The sequence below is a fragment of the Serratia proteamaculans genome (assembly GCF_008830365.1).
GTDB lineage: Bacteria > Pseudomonadota > Gammaproteobacteria > Enterobacterales > Enterobacteriaceae > Serratia > Serratia proteamaculans.
On sequence record NZ_WBKI01000003.1, the window covers coordinates 12,971 to 35,168 of the forward strand.

General features: G+C 53.6%; 21 protein-coding genes and 4 tRNA genes. 3 read left to right on the top strand and 22 right to left on the bottom strand.

Annotated features, from left to right (window positions below):
• Nucleotides 1-66: 66 nt before the first annotated feature.
• The 4 genes from trmD to ffh all read right to left on the bottom strand — a co-directional run bounded on the left by trmD (nucleotide 67) and on the right by ffh (nucleotide 3,256).
• Nucleotides 67-810 (bottom strand): tRNA (guanosine(37)-N1)-methyltransferase TrmD, encoded by a 744-nt coding sequence (gene trmD, locus F8R23_RS13530; RefSeq protein ID WP_085120317.1) that lies wholly within the window; start codon nucleotides 808-810, stop codon nucleotides 67-69.
• Between the two features lie 52 nt (nucleotides 811-862).
• The gene (gene rimM, locus F8R23_RS13535; RefSeq protein ID WP_099062806.1) at nucleotides 863-1,411 is read right to left on the bottom strand and encodes a ribosome maturation factor RimM; all 549 of its coding nucleotides are present in this window, start codon (nucleotides 1,409-1,411) and stop codon (nucleotides 863-865) included.
• A gap of 18 nt (nucleotides 1,412-1,429) precedes the next feature.
• Nucleotides 1,430-1,678: a 30S ribosomal protein S16 gene (gene rpsP, locus F8R23_RS13540; protein ID WP_004932501.1), complete on the bottom strand. Its 249-nt coding sequence runs from the start codon at nucleotides 1,676-1,678 to the stop codon at nucleotides 1,430-1,432.
• 216 nt (nucleotides 1,679-1,894) lie between these two features.
• A complete protein-coding gene (ffh, locus tag F8R23_RS13545; RefSeq protein WP_099062805.1) occupies nucleotides 1,895-3,256 on the bottom strand; it encodes a signal recognition particle protein in 1,362 nt (453 codons plus the stop codon).
• A gap of 169 nt (nucleotides 3,257-3,425) precedes the next feature.
• Here ffh and F8R23_RS13550 point away from each other — a divergent pair, with 169 nt between their 5' ends.
• Together F8R23_RS13550 and F8R23_RS13555 are read left to right on the top strand one after the other, a co-directional pair.
• Nucleotides 3,426-4,217 (top strand): cytochrome C assembly family protein, encoded by a 792-nt coding sequence (locus tag F8R23_RS13550; RefSeq protein WP_129934311.1) that lies wholly within the window; start codon nucleotides 3,426-3,428, stop codon nucleotides 4,215-4,217.
• 40 nt (nucleotides 4,218-4,257) lie between these two features.
• Nucleotides 4,258-5,547, top strand: coding sequence for an HlyC/CorC family transporter (locus F8R23_RS13555; RefSeq protein ID WP_146751347.1), 1,290 nt, complete (start codon nucleotides 4,258-4,260; stop codon nucleotides 5,545-5,547).
• Nucleotides 5,548-5,615: 68 nt separating this feature from the next.
• On the opposite strand, the gene luxS is transcribed toward F8R23_RS13555, so the two are convergent.
• The 13 genes from luxS to pncC form a co-directional block, all read right to left on the bottom strand.
• Nucleotides 5,616-6,131 carry an S-ribosylhomocysteine lyase gene (luxS, locus tag F8R23_RS13560; RefSeq protein ID WP_004950350.1) on the bottom strand — a complete coding sequence of 172 codons (516 nt, stop codon included), beginning with the start codon at nucleotides 6,129-6,131 and terminating at the stop codon, nucleotides 5,616-5,618.
• A gap of 166 nt (nucleotides 6,132-6,297) precedes the next feature.
• Nucleotides 6,298-7,860, bottom strand: a complete 1,563-nt coding sequence (gene gshA / locus F8R23_RS13565) for a glutamate--cysteine ligase (RefSeq protein ID WP_099062804.1) — start codon at nucleotides 7,858-7,860, stop codon at nucleotides 6,298-6,300.
• An 82-nt stretch (nucleotides 7,861-7,942) separates the two neighbouring features.
• The gene (locus tag F8R23_RS13570) at nucleotides 7,943-8,371 is read right to left on the bottom strand and encodes a YqaA family protein (protein ID WP_012005293.1); all 429 of its coding nucleotides are present in this window, start codon (nucleotides 8,369-8,371) and stop codon (nucleotides 7,943-7,945) included.
• Nucleotides 8,368-8,934, bottom strand: a complete 567-nt coding sequence (yqaB, locus tag F8R23_RS13575; RefSeq protein ID WP_099062803.1) for a fructose-1-phosphate/6-phosphogluconate phosphatase — start codon at nucleotides 8,932-8,934, stop codon at nucleotides 8,368-8,370. Before yqaB ends, F8R23_RS13570 begins: the two co-directional genes overlap by 4 nt.
• Nucleotides 8,935-9,246: 312 nt before the next feature.
• A tRNA-Arg gene (locus tag F8R23_RS13580) sits at nucleotides 9,247-9,323 on the bottom strand.
• A gap of 50 nt (nucleotides 9,324-9,373) precedes the next feature.
• Nucleotides 9,374-9,450, bottom strand: a tRNA-Arg gene (locus F8R23_RS13585).
• A 61-nt stretch (nucleotides 9,451-9,511) separates the two neighbouring features.
• A tRNA-Arg gene (locus F8R23_RS13590) sits at nucleotides 9,512-9,588 on the bottom strand.
• 3 nt (nucleotides 9,589-9,591) lie between these two features.
• Nucleotides 9,592-9,684, bottom strand: a tRNA-Ser gene (locus tag F8R23_RS13595).
• 309 nt (nucleotides 9,685-9,993) lie between these two features.
• A complete protein-coding gene (csrA, locus tag F8R23_RS13600; RefSeq protein ID WP_004950328.1) occupies nucleotides 9,994-10,179 on the bottom strand; it encodes a carbon storage regulator CsrA in 186 nt (61 codons plus the stop codon).
• A 252-nt stretch (nucleotides 10,180-10,431) separates the two neighbouring features.
• Entirely contained in the window at nucleotides 10,432-13,059 is a 2,628-nt protein-coding gene (gene alaS, locus F8R23_RS13605) for an alanine--tRNA ligase (RefSeq protein ID WP_129934308.1), read from the bottom strand.
• Between the two features lie 132 nt (nucleotides 13,060-13,191).
• Nucleotides 13,192-13,698 (bottom strand): recombination regulator RecX, encoded by a 507-nt coding sequence (gene recX / locus F8R23_RS13610; protein ID WP_129937875.1) that lies wholly within the window; start codon nucleotides 13,696-13,698, stop codon nucleotides 13,192-13,194.
• Nucleotides 13,699-13,761: 63 nt separating this feature from the next.
• Entirely contained in the window at nucleotides 13,762-14,823 is a 1,062-nt protein-coding gene (gene recA / locus F8R23_RS13615; RefSeq protein ID WP_085120306.1) for a recombinase RecA, read from the bottom strand.
• 112 nt (nucleotides 14,824-14,935) lie between these two features.
• Nucleotides 14,936-15,424 (bottom strand): nicotinamide-nucleotide amidase, encoded by a 489-nt coding sequence (pncC, locus tag F8R23_RS13620; protein WP_112348056.1) that lies wholly within the window; start codon nucleotides 15,422-15,424, stop codon nucleotides 14,936-14,938.
• 250 nt (nucleotides 15,425-15,674) lie between these two features.
• On the opposite strand from pncC, the gene F8R23_RS13625 reads away from it, so the two are divergent.
• Nucleotides 15,675-17,069, top strand: a complete 1,395-nt coding sequence (locus F8R23_RS13625) for an MFS transporter (protein WP_112348055.1) — start codon at nucleotides 15,675-15,677, stop codon at nucleotides 17,067-17,069.
• A gap of 33 nt (nucleotides 17,070-17,102) precedes the next feature.
• On the opposite strand, the gene chbG is transcribed toward F8R23_RS13625, so the two are convergent.
• The 5 genes from chbG to F8R23_RS13650 form a co-directional block, all read right to left on the bottom strand.
• Nucleotides 17,103-17,864 (bottom strand): chitin disaccharide deacetylase, encoded by a 762-nt coding sequence (gene chbG, locus F8R23_RS13630; RefSeq protein WP_129934306.1) that lies wholly within the window; start codon nucleotides 17,862-17,864, stop codon nucleotides 17,103-17,105.
• A 154-nt stretch (nucleotides 17,865-18,018) separates the two neighbouring features.
• Complete coding sequence (chbR, locus tag F8R23_RS13635) at nucleotides 18,019-18,882, bottom strand: transcriptional regulator ChbR (RefSeq protein WP_129934305.1); 864 nt, start codon at nucleotides 18,880-18,882, stop codon at nucleotides 18,019-18,021.
• Nucleotides 18,882-20,267: a glycoside hydrolase family 1 protein gene (locus F8R23_RS13640; RefSeq protein ID WP_151415719.1), complete on the bottom strand. Its 1,386-nt coding sequence runs from the start codon at nucleotides 20,265-20,267 to the stop codon at nucleotides 18,882-18,884. Before F8R23_RS13640 ends, chbR begins: the two co-directional genes overlap by 1 nt.
• A gap of 48 nt (nucleotides 20,268-20,315) precedes the next feature.
• Complete coding sequence (chbC, locus tag F8R23_RS13645) at nucleotides 20,316-21,677, bottom strand: PTS N,N'-diacetylchitobiose transporter subunit IIC (RefSeq protein WP_012005283.1); 1,362 nt, start codon at nucleotides 21,675-21,677, stop codon at nucleotides 20,316-20,318.
• A gap of 11 nt (nucleotides 21,678-21,688) precedes the next feature.
• Nucleotides 21,689-22,006 carry a PTS sugar transporter subunit IIB gene (locus F8R23_RS13650; protein WP_020825274.1) on the bottom strand — a complete coding sequence of 106 codons (318 nt, stop codon included), beginning with the start codon at nucleotides 22,004-22,006 and terminating at the stop codon, nucleotides 21,689-21,691.
• Nucleotides 22,007-22,198: the final 192 nt, after the last annotated feature.

Consider the following 22,198-nt stretch of genomic DNA (forward strand, 5'->3'; position numbering starts at 1 on the left):
ACCCTAGGTAAACTGATATATCGGTCCCGTCGAGCCAATTGCTCAGACGTTCCCTTCATAGTCCTGCTACTTGGTCTGATGTTCCCTTTGGAACTCAGCCAGCAACACCGCTTGCTCGTCAGTCAGAGCTAGGCTTTCCAGAAGTTCAGGTCTTCTAAGCCAGGTACGGCCCAGCGACTGCTTTAAGCGCCAGCGACGTATCTCGGCATGGTTGCCCGACAGTAGAACTGGCGGAACCTCCATCCCTTCCAACACCTCAGGACGGGTATAGTGCGGGCAGTCCAGCAATCCATCGGCAAAAGAATCCTCTTCTGCTGAAGCCTGATGGCCCAGCACACCCGGTATAAAGCGGGCGACTGAATCGATCAGGGTCATTGCCGGCAGTTCCCCGCCGCTGAGAACGTAATCGCCGATTGACCACTCTTCATCAATTTCGGTTTGGATTACGCGCTCGTCTACCCCTTCATAACGACCGCACACCAGAATCATCTTCGGGTTGGCCGCCAGTTCGCACACGCCGGTTTGATCCAGCTTGCGCCCCTGAGGTGACAGATAAATCACCTTTGCTCCCTCGCCTGCCGCTGCTTTTGCTGCATGAATGGCTTCCCGCAAGGGTTGCACCATCATCAACATTCCCGGGCCGCCGCCATAAGGGCGCTCGTCCACGGTACGATGCCGGTCGTAGGTGAAGTCACGTGGACTCCAACACTGCACGCTCAGCAGGCCATTTTTTACTGCCCGGCCAGTCACCCCGTAATCGGTGATCGCGCGGAACATCTCAGGAAACAGGCTTACAATACCAATGAACACAAGCCAATCCCCATACTGTCATTCCACTTGTTTCGACCGTTTAATTCGGAGGTCAAAAACCAGGATCCCAATCTGCTTCAATCACGCGAGCAGTGAGATCGACTTTCTTGATAACCTGCCCATGAAGAAACGGGACCAACCGCTCCTTCATGCCGAATGCATCTTTCAGGTTAGCTTTAACAACCAACACATCGTTCGAACCGGTTTCCATCATATCGATGACTTTACCCAGTTCGTAGCCGGTGGTTGTGACTACCTGGCAGCCCATAAGGTCTTTCCAGTAGTAATCATCACCCACCAACTCAGGAAGTTGTTCCGAATCCACCAGGATCTCGCGATTGGTCAGTAGATTCGCAGCATCCCGATCGTCAACGCCTTTGACTTTGATGATCAGGTCCTGACTGTGGCGCTTCCAGTCTTCCAACTCGACAAGCTGCCATTGACCCGCCTGCTGGATAAACCACGGCTGATAGTCAAAAATGCTTTCGGCGTTCTCGGTGGATGAAAATACTCTGAGCCAACCACGGATGCCGTAAGTAGACCCCATTTTACCGAGTACAATCGGCTGCTTAGGTGCTACCGGTTTGAGTTGCTTGCTCATTGCCACCACCGCGACAGATTAAGCTGCTTTCTTAGCGTCTTTGATCAGCGCGTGAACGCGATCAGAAACAGTTGCACCCAGGCCGACCCAATGTTCGATGCGGTCCAGGTCCAGACGCAGTGCTTCAGCCTGACCAGATGCGATCGGGTTGAAGAAGCCTACGCGCTCGATGAAACGACCATCACGAGCATTGCGGCTGTCGGTCACTACTACTTGATAGAACGGACGCTTTTTTGCGCCGCCACGTGCCAAACGAATTGTTACCATAACATCCTCTTTAGTTAATAAAACAGCCGGGCCCCATTGAGGGAACGGGGCCCGGTTGCAATATAAAAAGCCCGAAAATTTTACTCATTTTGGCGCAAAAAGCAATCGAAAGCGTCGATCGTCGTCAACTACTTTTTATAGCCAGTAATATTTCGGGCGGTTTTCACCGCGAACGGCAAATGCTTAAACGCGCTCACCCCAGAGGGCAAGCGGCTGTCAGCGGCCTGGGAAGCCCGGCGGCATCATACCTTTCATGCCGCGCATCATCTTCGCCATTCCGCCTTTCTTCATCTTTTTCATCATGCGTTGCATATCGTCGAACTGCTTTAACAAACGGTTAACATCCTGCACCTGCATGCCGGAACCTACCGCAATACGACGCTTACGCGAACCTTTGATAATTTCCGGCTTAGCGCGCTCTTTCAGCGTCATCGAATTGATCATCGCCTCCATACGCACCAAAACCTTGTCGTCCATCTGCGATTTCACATTGTCCGGCAGTTGGCCGGCACCGGGCAGTTTACTCAGCATGTTGGCCATGCCGCCCATGTTACGCATCTGCTTCAGCTGCTCCAGGAAGTCGGTCAGATCGAAACCGTCACCCTTCTTCAGCTTGTTAGCCAGTTTTTCCGCCTGTTCGCGGTCAACTTTGCTTTCGATATCCTCGATCAGCGACAGCACGTCGCCCATGCCGAGAATGCGCGATGCTACGCGGTCCGGATGGAATGGCTCCAGCGCTTCGGTTTTCTCGCCGACACCGAGGAACTTGATCGGCTTGCCGGTAATGTGACGGATGGACAACGCAGCACCGCCGCGCGCATCACCGTCAACTTTGGTCAGCACCACACCGGTCAGCGGCAGCGCTTCGTTAAAGGCCTTGGCGGTGTTGGCCGCATCCTGGCCGGTCATGGCGTCGACCACAAACAGGGTTTCCACCGGCTTAATCGCCGCGTGCACCTGCTTGATCTCGTCCATCATCGCTTCATCAACGTGCAAACGGCCGGCGGTATCGACGATCAGAACATCGTAGAATTTCAGCTTGGCCTGTTGCAGCGCACGGTTAACGATATCGATCGGCTTTTCTTTAACATCGGACGGGAAAAAGTCGATGCCGACACTCTCCGCCAAGGTTTCCAACTGTTTGATCGCCGCAGGGCGATAAACGTCGGCAGAAACCACCAACACTTTTTTCTTCTGTTTTTCTTTCAGGAACTTGCCGAGCTTGGCGACGCTGGTGGTTTTACCGGCACCCTGCAGGCCCGCCATCAGCACCACGGCCGGCGGTTGCGCCGCCAGGTTCAGCTCGGTGTTCACTTCGCCCATCGCGGCAATCAGCTCGTTCTTAACGATTTTGACGAACTCTTGCCCCGGCGTCAGGCTTTTGTTGACTTCATGACCTACCGCGCTCTCTTTTACGCGGTTGATAAAGTCCCGCACCACCGGTAGCGCAACGTCCGCTTCCAGCAATGCCATGCGCACTTCACGCAGGGTTTCTTTGATATTTTCTTCGGTCAGCCGCCCACGGCCGCTGATATTGCGCAGGGTGCGCGACAAACGATCGGTTAAATTTTCAAACATCGTCTCTTGCTCAACGTGTAATGACAGGCCGCTCTGGCGACATAATTGCGGCGATTATAACACGAAGCGAAGAGGATCTCTGCCTCAGCGTTGGAGATCGGTTGGAGTGGGACGCGCTCGACGCTATACTGACAATCCCATTCACCACGCCGAAGCAAAATTAAACGCTATGCCAGTTTTCTCCATTGTGGCTTTGATCGCCTACCTGCTCAGCCTTGGACTGATTATTCCCAGCTTGTTGCGGAAGAATAGCGCATACCGTCGGCTTGCTCTCGTCTCGGCAGTGCTGGCGCTGGTTTGCCACGCCATCGCACTGCAGCAACGTATTTTTGATGTCAGCGCCGGGCAAAACCTCAGCTTGCTGAACATCGGCTCGATAGTCAGCCTGATCATCTGTTCGGTCATGACCTTCGTTGCTTCACGTGACCGCGGTTGGTTCCTGCTGCCCATTGTTTACAGCTTCGCGATGATCAATCTGGCCTTCGCCAGCTTTATGCCAGGTGAATTTATTACCCATTTGGAAGCCAGCCCGGAACTGATGGTGCACATTGGCCTGGCGCTGTTTTCCTACGCCACGCTGATTATTGCCGCGCTGTATGCGTTGCAACTGGCCTGGCTGGACTATCTGCTGAAAAACAAAAAGCTGTCGTTCAGCGCCGACATGCCGCCGTTAATGAGCATCGAACGTAAAATGTTCCACATCACCCAGATCGGTGTCGTGCTGCTCACGCTCACGTTGTGCACCGGCCTGCTGTATATGGATAACCTGTTCAGCAAAGAAAACGTGCACAAAGCCGTCCTGTCGATCATGGCATGGTTTGTCTATATCGTTCTGTTGTGGGGCCATTACCATGAAGGCTGGCGTGGCCGCCGTGTCGTGTGGTTCAGCTTTGCCGGCGCCTTTCTGCTGACGCTGGCCTACTTCGGCAGCCGTCTGATCCAGCAAGTGATGGTTCGCTAAGCCCTCAGGCTATCTTTCTCCATACATAAGGAATACCGCGTTGGAGCACGTTTCGACAGGAACCCTGATCATTGTCCTGGTGGTTATGATCGTGGTTTCCGCTTACTTTTCAGCATCCGAAACCGGCATGATGACGCTAAACCGCTATCGTCTCCGTCATCTCTCCAAGCAGGGCAACCGCTCTGCCCGCCGGGTCGAGAAGCTGCTGCAAAAACCGGATCGGTTGATCGGCCTGGTGCTGATCGGCAATAACCTGGTCAACATTCTGGCCTCCGCGCTGGCAACCATCGTCGGTATGCGTCTGTATGGCGATTTCGGCGTAGCTATCGCCACCGGTATCCTGACGTTTGCCGTGCTGTTGTTCGCCGAAGTGCTGCCGAAAACCTTCGCCGCACTTTATCCAGAGCGCATCGCATTCCCCAGCAGCGTTCTGCTGGCACCGCTGCAGAAGGTCATGTTCCCGCTGGTATGGTTGCTCAACGGCATCACCACGCTGGTCTTGCGCCTGTTTGGCATCCATACCAACGTGCGCGTCAGCGACGCCGTCAGCAAAGACGAGCTGCGCACTATCGTGAATGAATCCCACTCGCAGATTTCTCGTCGCAATCAGGACATGTTGATTTCAGTGCTGGATCTGGAGAAGGTGACGGTTGACGACATCATGGTGCCCCGCAACGAGATCGTCGGCATCGATGTAAACGATGACTGGAAGTCGATCATGCGTCAGCTCACCCACTCACCGCACGGCCGTATCGTGCTGTATCGCGGGTCGCTGGACGATGCCATCGGTATGCTGCGGGTGCGTGAAGCCTACCGCCTGATGACCGAGAAAAAAGAGTTCAACAAAGAGAACCTGTTGCGCGCCGCCGATGAGATTTACTACGTGCCGGAAGGCACGCCGCTGAACGTCCAACTGGTAAAATTCCAGCGCAACAAAGAGAAAGTCAGCATCGTGGTGGACGAATACGGTGATATTCAGGGGCTGGTGACGGTCGAGGATATCCTGGAAGAGATTGTCGGTGATTTCACTACCTCGATGTCGCCAACGCTGGCGGAAGAGGTCAATCCGCAGAGCGATGGCTCGGTCCTGATCGACGGCACCGCCAACGTGCGCGAGTTGAACAAGGCATTCAACTGGACACTGCCGGCCACCGATGCACGCACCATTAACGGCATGCTGTTGGAAGAGCTGGAAGAGATCCCTGAGATTGGCACCCGGGTTCGGGTAGGCCATTATGACGTTGATATCCTCGACGTGCAGGACAACATGATCAAACAGGTGCGGGTCACGCCAATAAAATCGCTGCAATCCAGCGTCCAGCAACACTGAGCGCCCGCCAGAAAGGAAAAAAGACGCGAACATCGCGTCTTTTTTTATCGCTGTAGCCGGGTGACGAACTAGATGTGCAGTTCCTGCAATTTCTCTTTCGGCAACGCCAGCTCTTCGTTGTGGTTCACTACCACGTCGTGATCAAGAATGTGCTTGGCGATTTCCTGTGCTTCTTCCAGCGAGTGCATGTGGTAAGTACCGCACTGGAACTCATTCAGCTCAGGAATTTTGCGCTGATCGGTCACTTTCAGCACGTCACTCATCGCGGCTTTCCAGGCATCGGCAACACGCTGCTCTTCCGGCACGCCAATCAGGCTCATGTAGAAGCCGGTACGGCATCCCATTGGGGAGATATCGATAATCTCAACGCCCTGGCCATTCAGATGGTCACGCATAAAGCCGGCAAACAGGTGTTCCAGCGTATGAATGCCGCGTTCAGGCATCACTTCCAGATTCGGACGGCAGAAGCGCAGATCGAATACGGTGATGGTATCGCCATGAGGAGTTTTCATGGTTTTCGCAACGCGGACAGCCGGGGCTGCCATGCGGGTATGGTCTACTGTGAAGCTATCCAGCAGTGGCATTTCGTTACCTCCTCGTAAAAGTGTATTTATTTCGAAACTTTTTTATCTATCCAGGAAACCTTTTCCAACTCAGCGAGTCTGAATATGTGAAAGACGCGCATTTGTTATCATCATCCCTGTCATCAGAGATGCATATTTGGCCACATTGATGTGGCCTTTTTCTTTTTCAGCTCCCGCCATGTTGCTTCAGGAACTCTTCAAAGCTTAGCGTATCACTGGCTTCTATGTTGCGTTGACGCTGCCATGAGGCTTCCTGCTCCTTCGCCAGTTCGGCTTCAGTCAGGATTTCCAACGGCTCTTCCATCAGCATCTGACGGTATTGCTCAGCCAGTTGCAGGCCCACACGACCGGTCCCCTCTTCCTTCATCGCTTTCAGGATACGGGCAGAGAACGTCAGTTCCGGATCGTCAAATGCCGCGACCAGTTCGTCACACACCTGCTGGTACTGACGATCGCCGGCTTCACTATCCAACACTTCCGCCACGCGGCGCAAATCGTCAAACAGCGCTTTGCCTACTTTTGCCAACGGCTCACGGCTGTCATCACAACCGATGCCAATGGTCTGACCCGGTTTACGCCCTTCTAGGATCACCCGGTTCCAGTTTTTACGCGTACACAGCAATTCATCGCTGCTCATCTCCGGCGCATCGGCCAGCACACACCACACCAGGAACAGGTCCAGGAAACGCGCCTGCACCGCATCTACGCCGATTGGCGAGAACGGGTTGATATCCAGCGAGCGAACCTCAATGTATTCGATACCGCCCCGTAGCAGCGCATCTGACGGTGTCTCACCGCTTTTAGTCACACGCTTCGGCCGGATCGGCGCATAGAGTTCGTTTTCGATCTGCAGTACGTTACTGTTCAACTGCAGATGACGATCACCGTCTTTCACACCTAACTTGGCAAACTCTTCTGAAGGCGTGACAATCGCCCGTTTCAGGCCTTCAACGTAGCTTTGCAGATCGTTGAAGGTGATGCCCAGATTACTTTGCGATTTATTGGTGTAACCCAGATCACTCAACCGTAGTGAAGTGGCATACGGCAGATAGCACATACCCTGTTCGGTACGCTCAAACGGCAACGCAGTTTCACGCCCTTTCAGGAACGAAGAACAGATCGCCGGCGATGCGCCGAACAGATACGGGATCACCCAGCCAAAACGATAATAGTTACGGATCAGACGGAAGTAGCCCGCTGAAATCTGCTCCTTACCGCTTTCGGCATCTTTAACACCAGCCCATGCTTGCCAGAATTCCAGCGGCAGGGAGAAATTGTAGTGCACGCCGGAAATGGTCTGCATCAGCGCGCCGTAGCGGTTCTTCAACCCCTCACGGTACAACGTCTTCATGCGGCCAATATTCGACGAGCCGAACTGCGCCAACTCAATGTCCTGCTCGGCTTCAATAAAGCACGGCATACTGAGCGGCCACATGCGCTCCTCGCCCAGATTGCGCGCTACGTGACGATGAATATCACGCAAAAACGTCAGCAGGTGATCGAGGTTGTCGTCAACCGGCGTAATAAACTCTAACAGCGCCTCGGCAAAGTCTGTGGTTATCCAGTGGTGCGTTAATGCCGCCCCCAACTTCTCCGGATGTCCGGTTGTTGCAAGCTTTCCGTCTTCGGTGACACGCAGCGTTTCACGTTCAATGCCGCGACGAATGCCTTTTAATGCATGGGGATGGGCTTCCAACCAAGAAAGCGCCTGGGATACGTCCGGGATCAAATTGACCTCCCGCTTCTAAAAACAAGAACTCGTAAGCATACTGAATCTGCACCCGAGAGAATATTGAGTTATATTCACGTCGTTAATGCCACCAGGCCATTCCCTGTAACGTTATCATAGTCAAAATGATGTAACGCAGCGCCTTTCCGATACACAGAAACAGCGCGACAGGGCCCCAGGGCATGCGCAGCCAGCCTGCCAACACGCACAACAAATCGCCCACCACCGGCACCCAACTGAGCAACAGCGCAGCCGGGCCAAAGCGTTGCATCCACCCCAGTGCTGTATCCAGCCCTCGCTGTGGTTTCAACGCCGGTAACAGGCGCCCGATAATGACATTGGTCAGCCCACCAAGCGTATTGCCCAACGTCGCGGCCAGCACCAGCAATTCCGGTGAGACACGACTGTTGGTCAGCAAAGCGACCAAAATAATTTCTGAATTTCCCGGCAACAACGTCGCACTGAGAAAGCTGCCGCCGAATAACGACATCACGGCCAGCGTACTACTCACAGCGTGCGGACATCTACCACAGCCATATTGGCGCTTTTCGCCGCCTGGATGCCGAAATCTGCGTCCTCAAACACCACACATTTCTCTGGCGGTACGCCAATCAGTTCGGCGCAACGCAGGAAGGTGTCCGGCTCCGGCTTGTGACGCTGCACGTCGTCAGCACCCACGATCGCATCAAAGCAGTGGAACAGGCCCAGATGACGCAGCAGAGTTTCGGCCATACGATGCTCACTGCCGGTACCCACTGCCATCGGGCGGCGGCCATGGTAGGCTTTCACCACCTCGATCAATGGTAAGGGTTGTACACTGTCCAGTAGCATTGCTTCTACCGCACGGGTTTTCTCTGCAGCCAGATGGTGAGGATCAAGATCGGCCTGATGGCTGGCAATAATCGCCTGGGCAATTCGCCAGGTCGGAGAACCGCTCAACGCCATCACCGCTGGCTCATCAAACGTCATACCGTAACGGGACAACACTTCACGCCACGCCTTACGGTGCGTCGGCTCAGTATCGAGAATGGTGCCGTCCATGTCGAAAATAAGACCCTGATAGCGGTCGTACATCGTTACTCCATGATCGTTGAGGAAAGAAAACTACTTTAGCGTAAAGCCGGAAGGTTGTCGCTGATCGCGTAATAGCGGAATGTGCTGTGCGCAAGAGTAAAGATGGTGGGATTACAGTAGCGTATCGCCGAATGCCAGAAAGCGAAAAACCCGCCTTGGCGGGTTTTTCTTAGATGGTGCATCCAGGAGGATTACTCAGCGTAACCGCTTCGCCCTGCGGGCCGTTGCTAGAGCAACGTTATCCTTCTTCGTGCTACCTTCCAGTTCGTAGCTATCTGAAAGCGAAGACTTAGAGATAAGTGCTTTTCAATATGGTGCATCCAGGAGGATTCGAACCTCCGACCGCTCGGTTCGTAGCCGAGTACTCTATCCAGCTGAGCTATGGATGCATTACTATTTTTGGTTTGTCTGCTTGAAGAAACAAGTTTGACAGAAAGAATGGTGCATCCAGGAGGATTCGAACCTCCGACCGCTCGGTTCGTAGCCGAGTACTCTATCCAGCTGAGCTATGGATGCACAGGAATTCTTTTTTGATACCGTATGGTACGTTGTTACTACCCCACCATACTGCAAAATATGGTGCATCCAGGAGGATTCGAACCTCCGACCGCTCGGTTCGTAGCCGAGTACTCTATCCAGCTGAGCTATGGATGCAAATGGCGGTGAGGCGGGGATTCGAACCCCGGATGCAGCTTTTGACCGCATACTCCCTTAGCAGGGGAGCGCCTTCAGCCTCTCGGCCACCTCACCATACGCTTCTTGCGAATTGTGCCTAACTTGCTTTGGAGAAGCTCATCGGCACTGCGTGGCGCACATATTACTTTCTCCGACTTTTAAGTCAAACAATTTTTCCCATCTCATGCGTGTTTGCACAATTCACGCTCAACATGGGTAATTTCAAGTCAAAAAGAGTGTTTTATCAACAGGCAATAACAGTGAATTAGCAAACAAAGCGAAAGAAGCGGCAGAAAGATTTTGCAGGGAAGTCTGGGAAAGGTCGGTGGCGGGCACAAAAAAGCGCAGTAGCGTCTCGCTGAGCAACGAGACGCTGCTTCGAAATCAGAAAGTCGTCTGTTGAGACTTCTCGGCCTGAATGCGCTGATAGATTTCTTCGCGGTGAACTGACACCTCTTTAGGGGCATTCACACCAATACGAACCTGGTTGCCTTTGACCCCTAACACTGTGACAGTGACCTCATCGCCAATCATGAGGGTTTCACCAACTCGACGAGTCAGAATTAACATTCTTTGCTCCTTGAAAGATTAAAAGAGTCGGGTCTCTCAGTTTCCCCGTCAGTATCCATCATATGCTGCGAAAACGTAAGTCATGTAACCCACAATAAATGTAAGCAGACTTGGTCTCACCTCAGATAATGATAAGTTTAGCCGACCTGAAAAACTTTGTTCCCGTAATTGTAACCAAATTGTGTTAGCACAGTTTAAAAACGCCATAATCAGTAATGAGTTATGGCGTTTGTAAGTACTATTTATTTATATTCACAGTTTCGAGGCTACCCAAGCTTCTACGCTGTCTAATGCCGCTGGCAGGGCGCTGACATCAGTCCCCCCGGCCTGCGCCATATCAGGGCGTCCGCCCCCTTTGCCGCCAACCTGCTGCGCCACGTTACCGATCAGCTCGCCGGCTTTCACCCGGTCGGTCAAATCTTTGGTCACGCCGGCAATCAGGCTCACCTTATCATCGGCCGTGGTGGCCAGCACGATAATCGCAGAACCCAGTTGATTTTTCAGGTCATCAACCATGGTTCGCAGCATTTTGGCCTCAACGTTATCCAACTGGCTGACCAACAGCTGTACGCCGTTAACCATTTTCGCCTTGCTGGACAATGAAGCGCTTTCTTGCGCCGCCTGCTGATCCTTCAACTGTTGCAGCTCTTTTTCCAAGGCACGGGTACGATCGAGCACCGCTCGCACTTTGTCAGTCAGGTTATTGCTGTCACCCTTAACCAGATGAGCAACGTCCTGTAACAGATCGTTTTGCTGATGCAAGGTAGCAATCGCCCCTTCACCGGTTACCGCTTCAATACGGCGGATACCGGCGGCGGTGCCAGACTCACTCAGAATGCGGAACAGACCGATATCGCCGGTACGGCTGGCATGGGTGCCGCCACACAGCTCGGTCGAGAAGTCGCCCATGGTCAGTACGCGCACGTTGTCGTCGTACTTCTCACCGAACAGCGCCATAGCGCCCTTCTCTTTGGCATCATCTAACGCCATGACCTCGGTTTGCACCGGCAGGTTACGACGTATCTGCTGGTTTACCAAGTCTTCCACAATGCGAATTTGCTCCGGCTTCATCGCTTCAAAATGCGAGAAGTCAAAACGCAGGTATTTATCGTTAACCAACGAGCCTTTCTGCGCCACGTGTTCGCCCAGCGTCTGACGCAGTGCAGCGTGCAGCAGGTGGGTCGCGGAGTGGTTCAGACGAATGCGGTTGCGGCGAACAGTGTCGATTTGCGCATCAACGCGGTCCTTCACTTTCAGCGAACCCTGAGACAACTTGCCCTGATGGCCGATAGCCTGACCGTATTTCTGGGTATCACTTACCACAAAATCAGCGCCGGCGGCTTTCAGCACGCCTTTATCGCCGACCTGACCACCGGACTCACCGTAGAACGGGGTCTCGTCCAGTACCACCACGGCTTCTTCACCGGCGTGGATCTCGTCCACAGGTTGACCATCACGGAACAGCGCGGTCACGGTGGACTGCTGTTGTTCATGATCATAGCCGTTGAATTGGCTGGCACCATCAACACGGATCATGCTGTTGTAGTCTGCACCGAAACCGCTGGACTCACGCGCACGACGGCGCTGGGCTTCCATTGCCTGTTCGAAACCGGCTTCATCCACTTTCAGGCCACGTTCGCGACACACGTCTGCCGTCAGATCGACCGGGAAACCATAGGTGTCATACAGTCGGAATGCAGTTTCACCATCAAGGGTATCGCCCTGCAAGTTGGCCAGTTCTTCATCCAGCAGCGTCAAACCACGCTCCAGGGTACGGGCAAACTGATCTTCTTCGGTTTTCAGCACTTGCTCAACCAGTGACTGCTGACGCTTCAATTCATCGGCTGCCGGCCCCATCACTTCGATTAGCGGAGCGACCAGCTTGTAGAAGAAGGTGTCTTTCGCGCCCAGCATGTTGCCATGGCGAACCGCGCGGCGGATGATTCGACGCAGTACATAACCACGGCCTTCGTTTGACGGTGTCACACCGTCTGACACCAGGAAGGCGCAAGAACGGATATGGTCGGCAATAACGCGCAGGGATTTGTTATCCAAATCTGTGGCGCCGGTCACCTTGGCCACCGCGGTAATCAGCTTGCTGAACAGATCGATTTCATAGTTGGAGTTCACATGCTGCAAGACTGCGGCAATACGCTCCAGGCCCATACCGGTATCTACCGAAGGTTTTGGCAGTGGCAGCATGGTACCGTCGGATTGACGGTTGAACTGCATGAATACGAGGTTCCAGATCTCAATGTAGCGATCGCCGTCTTCTTCCGGACTGCCCGGCGGGCCACCCCAGATATGATCGCCGTGATCGTAGAAAATCTCGGTGCACGGGCCACATGGGCCTGTATCACCCATCTGCCAGAAGTTGTCAGAGGCAAAGGCGCCGCCTTTATTGTCGCCAATGCGGATAATACGCTCTGCCGGTACGCCAATTTGCTTCTGCCAGATGTCGAAGGCTTCGTCATCGGTTTCATAGACGGTCACCCACAGCCGGTCTTTCGGCAGGTTAAACCAGTTTTCACCAGTCAACAGTTCCCACGCGTAGCCGATGGCATCGTGTTTGAAGTAGTCGCCGAAACTGAAGTTACCCAGCATTTCGAAGAAGGTGTGGTGACGTGCGGTATAACCGACGTTTTCCAGATCGTTATGCTTGCCGCCCGCACGTACGCAACGCTGTGAGGTAGTAGCTCGGGAATAGGCGCGCTTGTCCAGCCCCAGGAAAACATCTTTAAATTGGTTCATGCCGGCATTGGTAAACAACAATGTCGGATCATTGTCAGGCACCAGGGAGCTGCTTGCTACAACCTGATGACCCTTACTATGAAAGAAATCGAGAAACGCTTGACGGATCTCAGCGGTGCTCTTGCTCATAATTTTCCCGGAAAGGCTAGAATAACGACACGTGAGCAAGATACGCGACATCCTGACGATGCATCTAACTCACGAACAAAAAGTGGGGATAAGATAAATTTTCTTCAGAGGGAAGTAAAACCCCGTGTGCGTTCATTGCGCAAAATCACGGAAAATTGACTGAATTTCTTCCTGGAAAAAGCCACGATAGAGCAGATAACGCTGCACTTTGGCTTTTTCTTTCCAGTCCGTAGGCAATGAGTCGCCAAATTTACGCTGTGCCACCTGTTTGGCCTGTTCACACCAGTCAATCTCACAGTCCGCCAACGCGGCCTGCGTCAACTCTTTATCCACGCCTTTTTGCATCAGTTCAGAGCGGATGCGCTGCGCACCATAGCCTTTACGGCTGCGGCTACCGATGTAGCTGCGGGCAAAGCGCTCATCGTCCAGCCAGTTATGCTGGTAGCAATAGGCAATCACCTGCTCGATAACGGCAGGATCAATGGGTTCTTCAGGGGGCGGAGCAGGGGACGAGGGGGTTTTGGTGCCAAATCTGGCTTTCGCCATAAATGGCTGCGCCGCAAGTTTGCGGCGCAGTTCAGCTTCACTATGATCGCGTTGCGACAGCAGGCGCATGGCGCGGCTTAGCAAATCATTCATTATTCAAGCCTGATTAATTAACGTTCGTGAACCCTCAATGGTGCTCACGAACGTCAGCAGCGATTAAAACTCTTCGCTGGTTTCAGCTTCATCATCGAAGCCTTCGTTGGTGGCAGCGACCAGTTCGCCGTTGCTGTGCAGCAGCAGTTCACGCAGTCGTTTATCCAACTCAGCAGCCACCGCCGGGTTTTCTTTCAGGAAGTTACAGGCGTTTGCCTTACCCTGACCGATTTTGTCACCGTTGTAGCTGTACCAGGCGCCGGCTTTCTCGATCATCTTGTGCTTAACGCCCAGATCAACCAGTTCACCGCGGCTGTTGATGCCTTCACCGTACAGAATTTGGAACTCGGCCTGCTTGAACGGCGCAGCAATTTTGTTTTTCACCACTTTTACGCGGGTTTCGCTGCCGACCACTTCATCACCTTCTTTTACCGCGCCGATACGGCGGATATCCAGACGAACAGAAGCGTAGAATTTCAGTGCGTTACCGCCAGTGGTGGTTTCCGGGTTACCGAACATCACACCGATTTTCATACGGATCTGGTTGATGAAGATCAGCAGCGTGTTGGCGTTTTTCAGGTTACCCGCCAGCTTACGCATCGCCTGGCTCATCATACGTGCCGCCAGGCCCATATGTGAGTCACCAATTTCACCTTCGATTTCCGCTTTTGGCGTCAACGCCGCTACGGAGTCAACGATGATCACATCAACCGCGCCAGAGCGGGTTAAGGCATCACAGATTTCCAGCGCTTGCTCACCAGTGTCCGGCTGAGAACACAGCAGGTTGTCGATATCAACACCCAGCTTTTTCGCATAAATCGGATCCAGCGCGTGTTCGGCATCGATGAACGCACAGGTTTTACCCTGGCGCTGTGCCGAAGCGATAACCTGCAGCGTCAGGGTAGTTTTACCTGAAGACTCCGGGCCATAAATCTCAACGATACGACCCATTGGCAGGCCGCCCGCACCCAGTGCGATATCCAGTGACAGTGAGCCGGTGGAGATCGTTTCTACGTCCATAGAACGGTCTTCACCCAGACGCATGATGGAGCCTTTGCCGAACTGTTTCTCAATCTGGCCCAGTGCCGCAGCTAGCGCCTTTTGCTTGTTCTCATCAATAGCCATTTTTGCTCCTTCGTTACGCAATGTCGGTGTTACCCCACACTGCCACTGATTGTATGTTGTGCAGGAAATGCCACTAATTATACTGTATGGTCATACAGTATCAAGCCTAATTTTACAAAAAATCATCAAGCGCGGTTTGCAGCGCAAAAATCGTCGCCTGAAGCCGCACTGCATCGCGATCGCCGCTAAATTGCTTCTTGTGCGTCACTACCCTTCCGGAGCGGTCGGCAAAGCCAAACCAAACGGTGCCCACCGGTTTTTCCGTACTCCCGCCGTCGGGTCCGGCAATGCCGCTCACCGACAGCGCCAAGCTGGCCCGTGCGGCGTGTAACGCCCCCTGAGCCATTTCGCGCACCACTTCTTCGCTCACTGCGCCATGGGCTGTCAGGGTCGCTTCAGCCACGCCCAACAATTCATGTTTCGCCGTATTGCTGTAGGTGACAAAGCCACGGTCGAAATAGGCAGAACTCCCGGCAATGTCGGTGATGGCTTTGGCAATGCCGCCGCCAGTGCAGGACTCCGCGCAGGTGATCCACTGGCCGTTGGCCTTCAGTTTTTCGCCCACCGCATTGCTGAGTTTACGCAGTTGATTTTCACTCATAACCTCTCCTTAGCGAATCAGGTATATGCGCCCGATAGTAGCATTTATCAAGCTTGCCTGACGGCGTGATGACAGAAATGCGCGGCGCTTCGCAGGCGAGGCGGTGTTAAGCGGCAAACCAAACTGCTAGTATCGAATGTAATGCCCGGGTTAACGGGCGGTGTTTTGCACGAGGGATCTCACCGGGTTGCCTTTGCCACCGGCAGGGTCAGCCCCAGGGCAAACCAGGATAAAAGATTAGGATGATAGAGTGAAAAAAACGTTAGGCGTCTTCTTTCCGTTGTATACCACCACCCTGCTCATGCTGCTGGGTTCAGGGTTGCTCACCACTTACGTCTCCCTGCGTTTAACCTCTATCCACGTGACCGGTGCGCTGATCGGCGCCATTATCGCCGCCAACTACATCGGTCTGGTGATCGGCGGCAAAGTCGGTCATTTTCTGATTGCCCGCGTCGGCCATATCCGCGCCTACGTTTCCTGCGCCGGTATTATCACCGCCGCGGTGTTGGGGCATGGCCTGACGGAATATATTCCCGTGTGGGTGGTGCTGCGGCTGATTATCGGCATGTGCATGATGTGTCAATTCATGGTGCTGGAAAGCTGGCTGAACGATCAGGCGGAATCCAATCAGCGCGGAACGGTTTTCGGCTTTTATATGGCGGCCACCTATCTGGGTATGTCATTGGGTCAGGTGGTGTTAATGCTGCAAAGCAATCTCGGCATTACCACCCTGCTGGTGATCGCCCTGTGCTTTGCACTCTGCCTGGTACCTATCGCCCTCACCACCCGCACCAATGCACGCCATATGTCACCGGCTCCAATGGAACTGCGCTATTTTATCGGGGCCATTCCCAAGGTGCTGGCCACCACGCTGGTGATCGGCATGGTGGTGGGATCTTTCTATGGGCTGGCACCGGTATACGCGAGCCTGCAATCGCTGACTACTCAGCAGACCGGCTTGTTTATGGCGATAGCCATCTTCGCCGGGCTGGTAGCGCAGTTCCCGCTTAGTTGGCTGTCAGACCGCTACAACCGCACACTACTGATGCGCATCAACGCCATTTTATTGATCGTCGCCGCCCTGCCGCTGGCGCTGGTGCCGCACATTGATTTTCCGGTGTTGCTGGTGGTGGGCTTTATCGTCAGCATGCTGCAGTTCACGCTATATCCGCTGGTGGTCGCCCTGGCGAACGATTTGATTGAACCGGAACGACGCGTATCCCTGGCCGCCTGTTTGCTGATGGCCTTCGGCGTCGGTGCCAGTATCGGCCCATTGGCGGTCGGCTCGCTGATTGAGCCACTGGGCGGCAATATTCTGTATGCCTTCTTCTCGCTTTGCGGCCTGCTGCTGGTAGGCTTCAGTCGGACGGTAAAACAGGACGAATCGCAGTTTGTGCAGGATGCGCCCTTACCGCATATTCCCCTGCCGGACAGCCTGACCAGTTCCCCGCTTTCTCCGGCGCTGAACCCAACCTTCGATGAACAGATCATCCATGACACCATGCCGCCGCCGGAAGCGGCACCGGATCCGGTCGAGCCACAGACCAGTGAAACGTCGGGGGAAGAAGACAAAGAGACACCGGTCCCGCAGGGCGCCGATCCTGATGAGGATACCGGGCTGAAAAAAGCCCACTCGATGCTTTAAGCGGGCCATTTTTATGATGCTACGTCGGGGTCTTCACAAATCCAGGAAGGATCCCAGACGGTAGCCGCGCTCCGCAATCATGTTTTTAATGCCTGGCGATGTCAAAACATCCACTTCGGCCAGGCGCGGGTAGCAATACTTGCTCGCCAATATCGTCTTATCCAAAAACGCCGGGTGACACATCATCTCCACCGACTGGGCACCGCGTTGATCGGTGCGCTCAAGCACCTGTAAAAACAGCGCCTCGGATATCTCCTCACCATAAAAGCCCGCATCAAACCACTCGGTGCTGCGACCATAGCGCAGTGGAATGTCTTGCCGTGCGACTTCTTCGCGGCCGATGCGCAGCGGGATGGATTTGGTCTGGGCAAAGGCCTCCACCAGCGGAAAAATCTGCGGCAGCATGTGCACGTGATGGTGACTGTCGATATGCGTCGGTGCTTTACCAAACACGGCCACAAATTTGTCGTATTGGCTCACCAACTCATCGTGGATTTCGTCCAGGTCTAACAGCGCAGATTCCGCGCGTTCCCATAACCACTTGCCCAATTCCCCACGCTCATTGACCAGCGACGGCATGGCGGTCAGGGGATGCCCGTGGGTCAGTACAAAGTGCAGGCCAATCTGCAGCCCAGGATAAAGCTGGCTGAGCCTGGCCGCATGGTGGGCATCCGCGCTATTGACCATGGCCGTGGTCGAAGAAACAACTCCAGAGTGAAACGCCTCGATAACGCCGTAGTTCTGGCCCTTGCTCAGGCCAAAATCGTCGGCATTCACTATCAGTAACTTGTCCATTTTTGGCATCCATTTAACAAATTTTTGGCAAGGGAATACCGTCCGTCAGGTACGGCAATTCCCCTTCGCTTAAGCAAAGAAATTTATCGCATCAGGCTATTGGCGGCCTGAAAGGCATTCGGAATATCGGCGTTAATGCTTATCGGGAGCGGCCCTAAATAGGGCCGTAGAACTTTTTTCGGTAATTACCCGGCGTCACTTCAGTGAGTCTCTTAAAGTTTTTAATAAACAGGCTCACGTCACCATAGCCCGAGTCAAAGGCAATATCCGAGACCGAATAGTTGGTGACCTCAAGCTGGGTTTTGGCGAAGTTGATGCGGATTTCATTGATCACCTGCATCGGGGTTTTATGGTAATAACGCCGCATTGCCCGGGTCAGGTACTCCTGCGTTTTCCCCGACAGCTCAACCATATTGAGCAATGCCTTTTCACCAAACATCGCCTTATCATGCATACCCGCCAGGGTGTTCTTCAGCCACTGAGGTATGTCATCCCCCTCACCACTCTCTTCCTTATAATGACGAATGCGGCTGATGATATAAAAGGTCAGCGTTTCCAGAAACTCGGCAAAATCATCCTCACGAAACTGCGGTGAACTGACCACCGACTCGATATAAGCCAGGAACTCATTCTTCAGGCTATAGGCCTGAGAGGCGACAAAACAACGAGGTAACTGCTGCAAATAGTTCTCTTCAAAGAAAACCTTGCCGACCGCCACGTTAAAGATTTTCGCGGCGCCGAACTCATAGAAGCTTTGGTGATGCGAACCAATGGGGATAAACACAAAATCCCCCCGCTCCAGCAGCACCCGCTTGCCGTTAATCTCCTGATAGCATTTGCCGCTCAGGACGATGGTGAATTCGTAATAGTCATGCTGATGCAGCCCGGTGGCGCTCTCTACCTTGTTATAGATAAACAGATGGAAATCTTTGCAGTTAAAAAAATCCTGCTCCCGAATCAGCTTAACGTCGTTCGCATTCAGCGAAACCAGGTTCTCAGACACCGCGCGCGCTCCCATTAGTCAAAGCCGTTTTGTCTGGCCGTCTCAGCAAACCAATAGCCGCTCTTTTTGATCGTGCGCCGTTGGCTTTCCCGCTCCAGCCGAACCAAACCGTAGCGATTCTTGTAGGCATTAAGCCAGGACCAGCAGTCAATAAAGGTCCATAGATGGTAGCCTTTACAGTTAGCCCCCTCGGACAACGCCTGATGCAGCCATTTCAGGTGGTCGCGAATGAAGTCGATGCGATAATCATCCTCTACCCGCCCACTGGCACCAATAAAGGCCTCTTCACCCTCTACACCCATGCCATTTTCTGAAATATAGCAGGGAATATTGCCGTAGTTCTCCTTCAGGTCCATCAGGATGTCATACAGGCCTTTTTCATAGATTTCCCAGCCGCGGTGCGGGTTAATCTTGCGGCCCGGCATCTCGTAAAAGCTGAACAAATCGTCCGGCATCGTCACCGGGTCACTGGCCTGATAGCCGGACTTGGCTTTAACTCTGCGCGGTTGATAGTAATTGACGCCCAGAATATCCACCACCCCATCGGCAATCAGTTGCGCGTCTTCCGGCGCTGTCTGCGGCAACAAATCATTGGCCCGCAGTAAATTCACCAGATCTTCCGGATAGCGCCCTTTGGTCACCGGATCGAGGAAGCTTTTATTCAACAGCAGATCCGCATAGTGGGCGGCGATGCGATCTTCCTGGCTGTCCGAACGCGGATAAGTCGGGCTCAAGTTCAGGATAATCCCTATGCTGCCCTGATCCCCCAGCGCTCTGAATTCGTTCACCGCTTTGGCATGGGCCAAAACGCTGTGGTAAGCCACCGCGATCGCCCTTTTGAAATCAACCACACAAGGATAATGCAGGTCATTCAGATACCCGGCTTCGACCGGGACAATCGGCTCATTGAAGGTGAACCAATGGCTGACTCTGTCGCCGAACAGGCTGAAACAGGTTTTGGCATAGCGGGCGTAGGCTTCAACCACCGTCCGGCTTTCCCAGCCACCCTGTTGCTGCATGCACAGCGGCATATCGAAATGGTAAAGGTTGATAAATGGCGTGATGCCCTGGGCTAACAGGCTGTCGATCATCGCATTATAGAAAGCGACCGCTTTCGGGTTCACTTCGCCATCCCCTTGCGGGATCAACCGCGACCAGGAGATGGAAGTTCTGAAGCTGTTATGGCCGAGGGTCTTTAACAGCAGGACATCTTGCTGGAAATGGTCATAAAAGGTGGAGGTCTCGGACGGGCCAACCTGATGATGAAAGCGTTCTGGCGCAATCTCATACCAGTAATCGAAGATGTTCTGGCTTTTGCCATCCCGGGCTGCTGCCCCTTCCGACTGCGGCGCAGAGGTGGCACTTCCCCACCAGAAATCGTCAGCAAATTGATATTTCATCCGAAGGCTCCCTAAAACCGGGGCAGCAAGCGCTGCCCCAGACTGCAGTTAGAATTTCAACGCTTTGGCGATGTCTTCTTCGCTTTCCGTTGCCTGATCAATCTGGCTCTGCGCCTTGTTGGAGATCATCACAAACGGCAGGTAAATCAAGGTCGCGACGCCCAGGTTGAAGAAGCTCAGCAACATGGCGACGATACTGCCGTTAGTGTTGAAGAACGCCCCCAGCCCCACCGGCATGGTCCAGGGTGCAATGTTGGTGATTGGCGGGATCAGCCCGGTGTAATAAGCCACCGTGGTGATGATCGTCAGCACCGGCTGAACCAGGATAAAGGGAATAAACATCACCGGGTTCATAATCACCGGCAGACCGAAAAGAATAGGTTCGTTGATCTGGAAGATACCCGATGGCGTCGCCAGCTTGGCAACCTGACGATAATCTTCGCGGCGTGAAGCGATAAAGATGGCAATGATCAGCCCCAGCGTCGACCCCGTCCCACCCAGATAGATGTAGGAGTCAACAAACGGCTTCGCCCACATGTGGAACTCTTTACCAGCAGCCACCGCGGCTTCGACAGAACCATACTTGTTGTACAGCTCTACGTTCTCCAGCGCGAATGGTGTCATGATGCCGCTGTCCAGCGCGGCCAGTGCCATCGAACCATGCACCCCAAAGAACCACAGCAGTGAGGAGAACATCACATACACCCAGCCCACTACGCTGCCCATTTTCGCCAGCGGTGCCGAGATGCTGTCCATAATGATCTGGTGGAAGTTGGTTCCCCACAGCGTCAGGCAATAGGCCAGTACGCCCATGATCGACAGGATAAGAAAGCCGGGGATCAGGGCCGAGAACGAACGTGACACTGAAGAAGGTACGCTGTCCGGCAGGCTGATCACCCAGTTGCGGCGCACCACAAAGGTAAACATCTCTGCCACCACCAGGCCGATCACCATACCGGAAATGATGTTGGCACCACCCAGCCAGTTAGCGCCAACGGCATAGGCCTCACCGACGCTGAACGGGGTCACCGTCATAAAGGCGGCAACCGCCAGCAGAGCCGCGGCCAGTGGGTCGACCTTGCGCTCTTCAGCTAAAGCCATGCTGATAAAGAAGGGCGTCATCAGGGACATAATCCCCAGGGTGCCGTTATAAACGCTGCCACCGATGGCCTTCAGGCCATTCAGCGTCTCAATGGTGGACGCATCCAGTCGCACCCCCATTGAAAAGAAGAACGAGCCTTCACCGAAGCTGAGGAACACGTTGTTGATCAGCACGAACATCGCCCCGGTCAACGTCAGCGGCATTAATCGAATGAACCCGTTTTTGATGGCATTAACATGGGGCTGTTTACCAATTTTCACAGCAAAAGGCAGTATGACCTTTTCCAACGAGGCAATTAACGTATTCACGGCAGACCCCTTTATTGGTTAGCTTTTTTTATAGTGGCGACTGCGGCCTTCAATACCCCAAGGCCATCGAGCTTGCCGTATAAAGCGGAGTCGATCACTTCGACGGGCTTATTGGGCAGCTGCTTCTGTACTTCGGCCAGCGTGTAAGCAATCTGTGGTCCCAGCAGGATCAAATCTGCCTCAGCGCCCTTTTCTGCTGCCAACGCCTCTGGATAAGCGGCAATGATTACCGGCACTTCGTACTTCTCGGCTTGCGCTTTCATTTTGGAAACCAGCAGGGAAGTCGACATACCGGCAGAACAAAACAGATAGATTTTTTTCTTTTCCATACCCAATCCCTCAAGATAATCAAAAAAGCCCCGTGTCATTTGTTTGCCAGATGCAATAGCCATTGCCTCACGCACATTCCTTATGAAAATTTCCGTCACTTTGCCCTGGTTGCAGACAGTATACGGAGGCATTGCAGCGGATCGGTAAGCCATCAGCATAGAGAACCGTCTCTGCTTGACCTGTCTGATTGA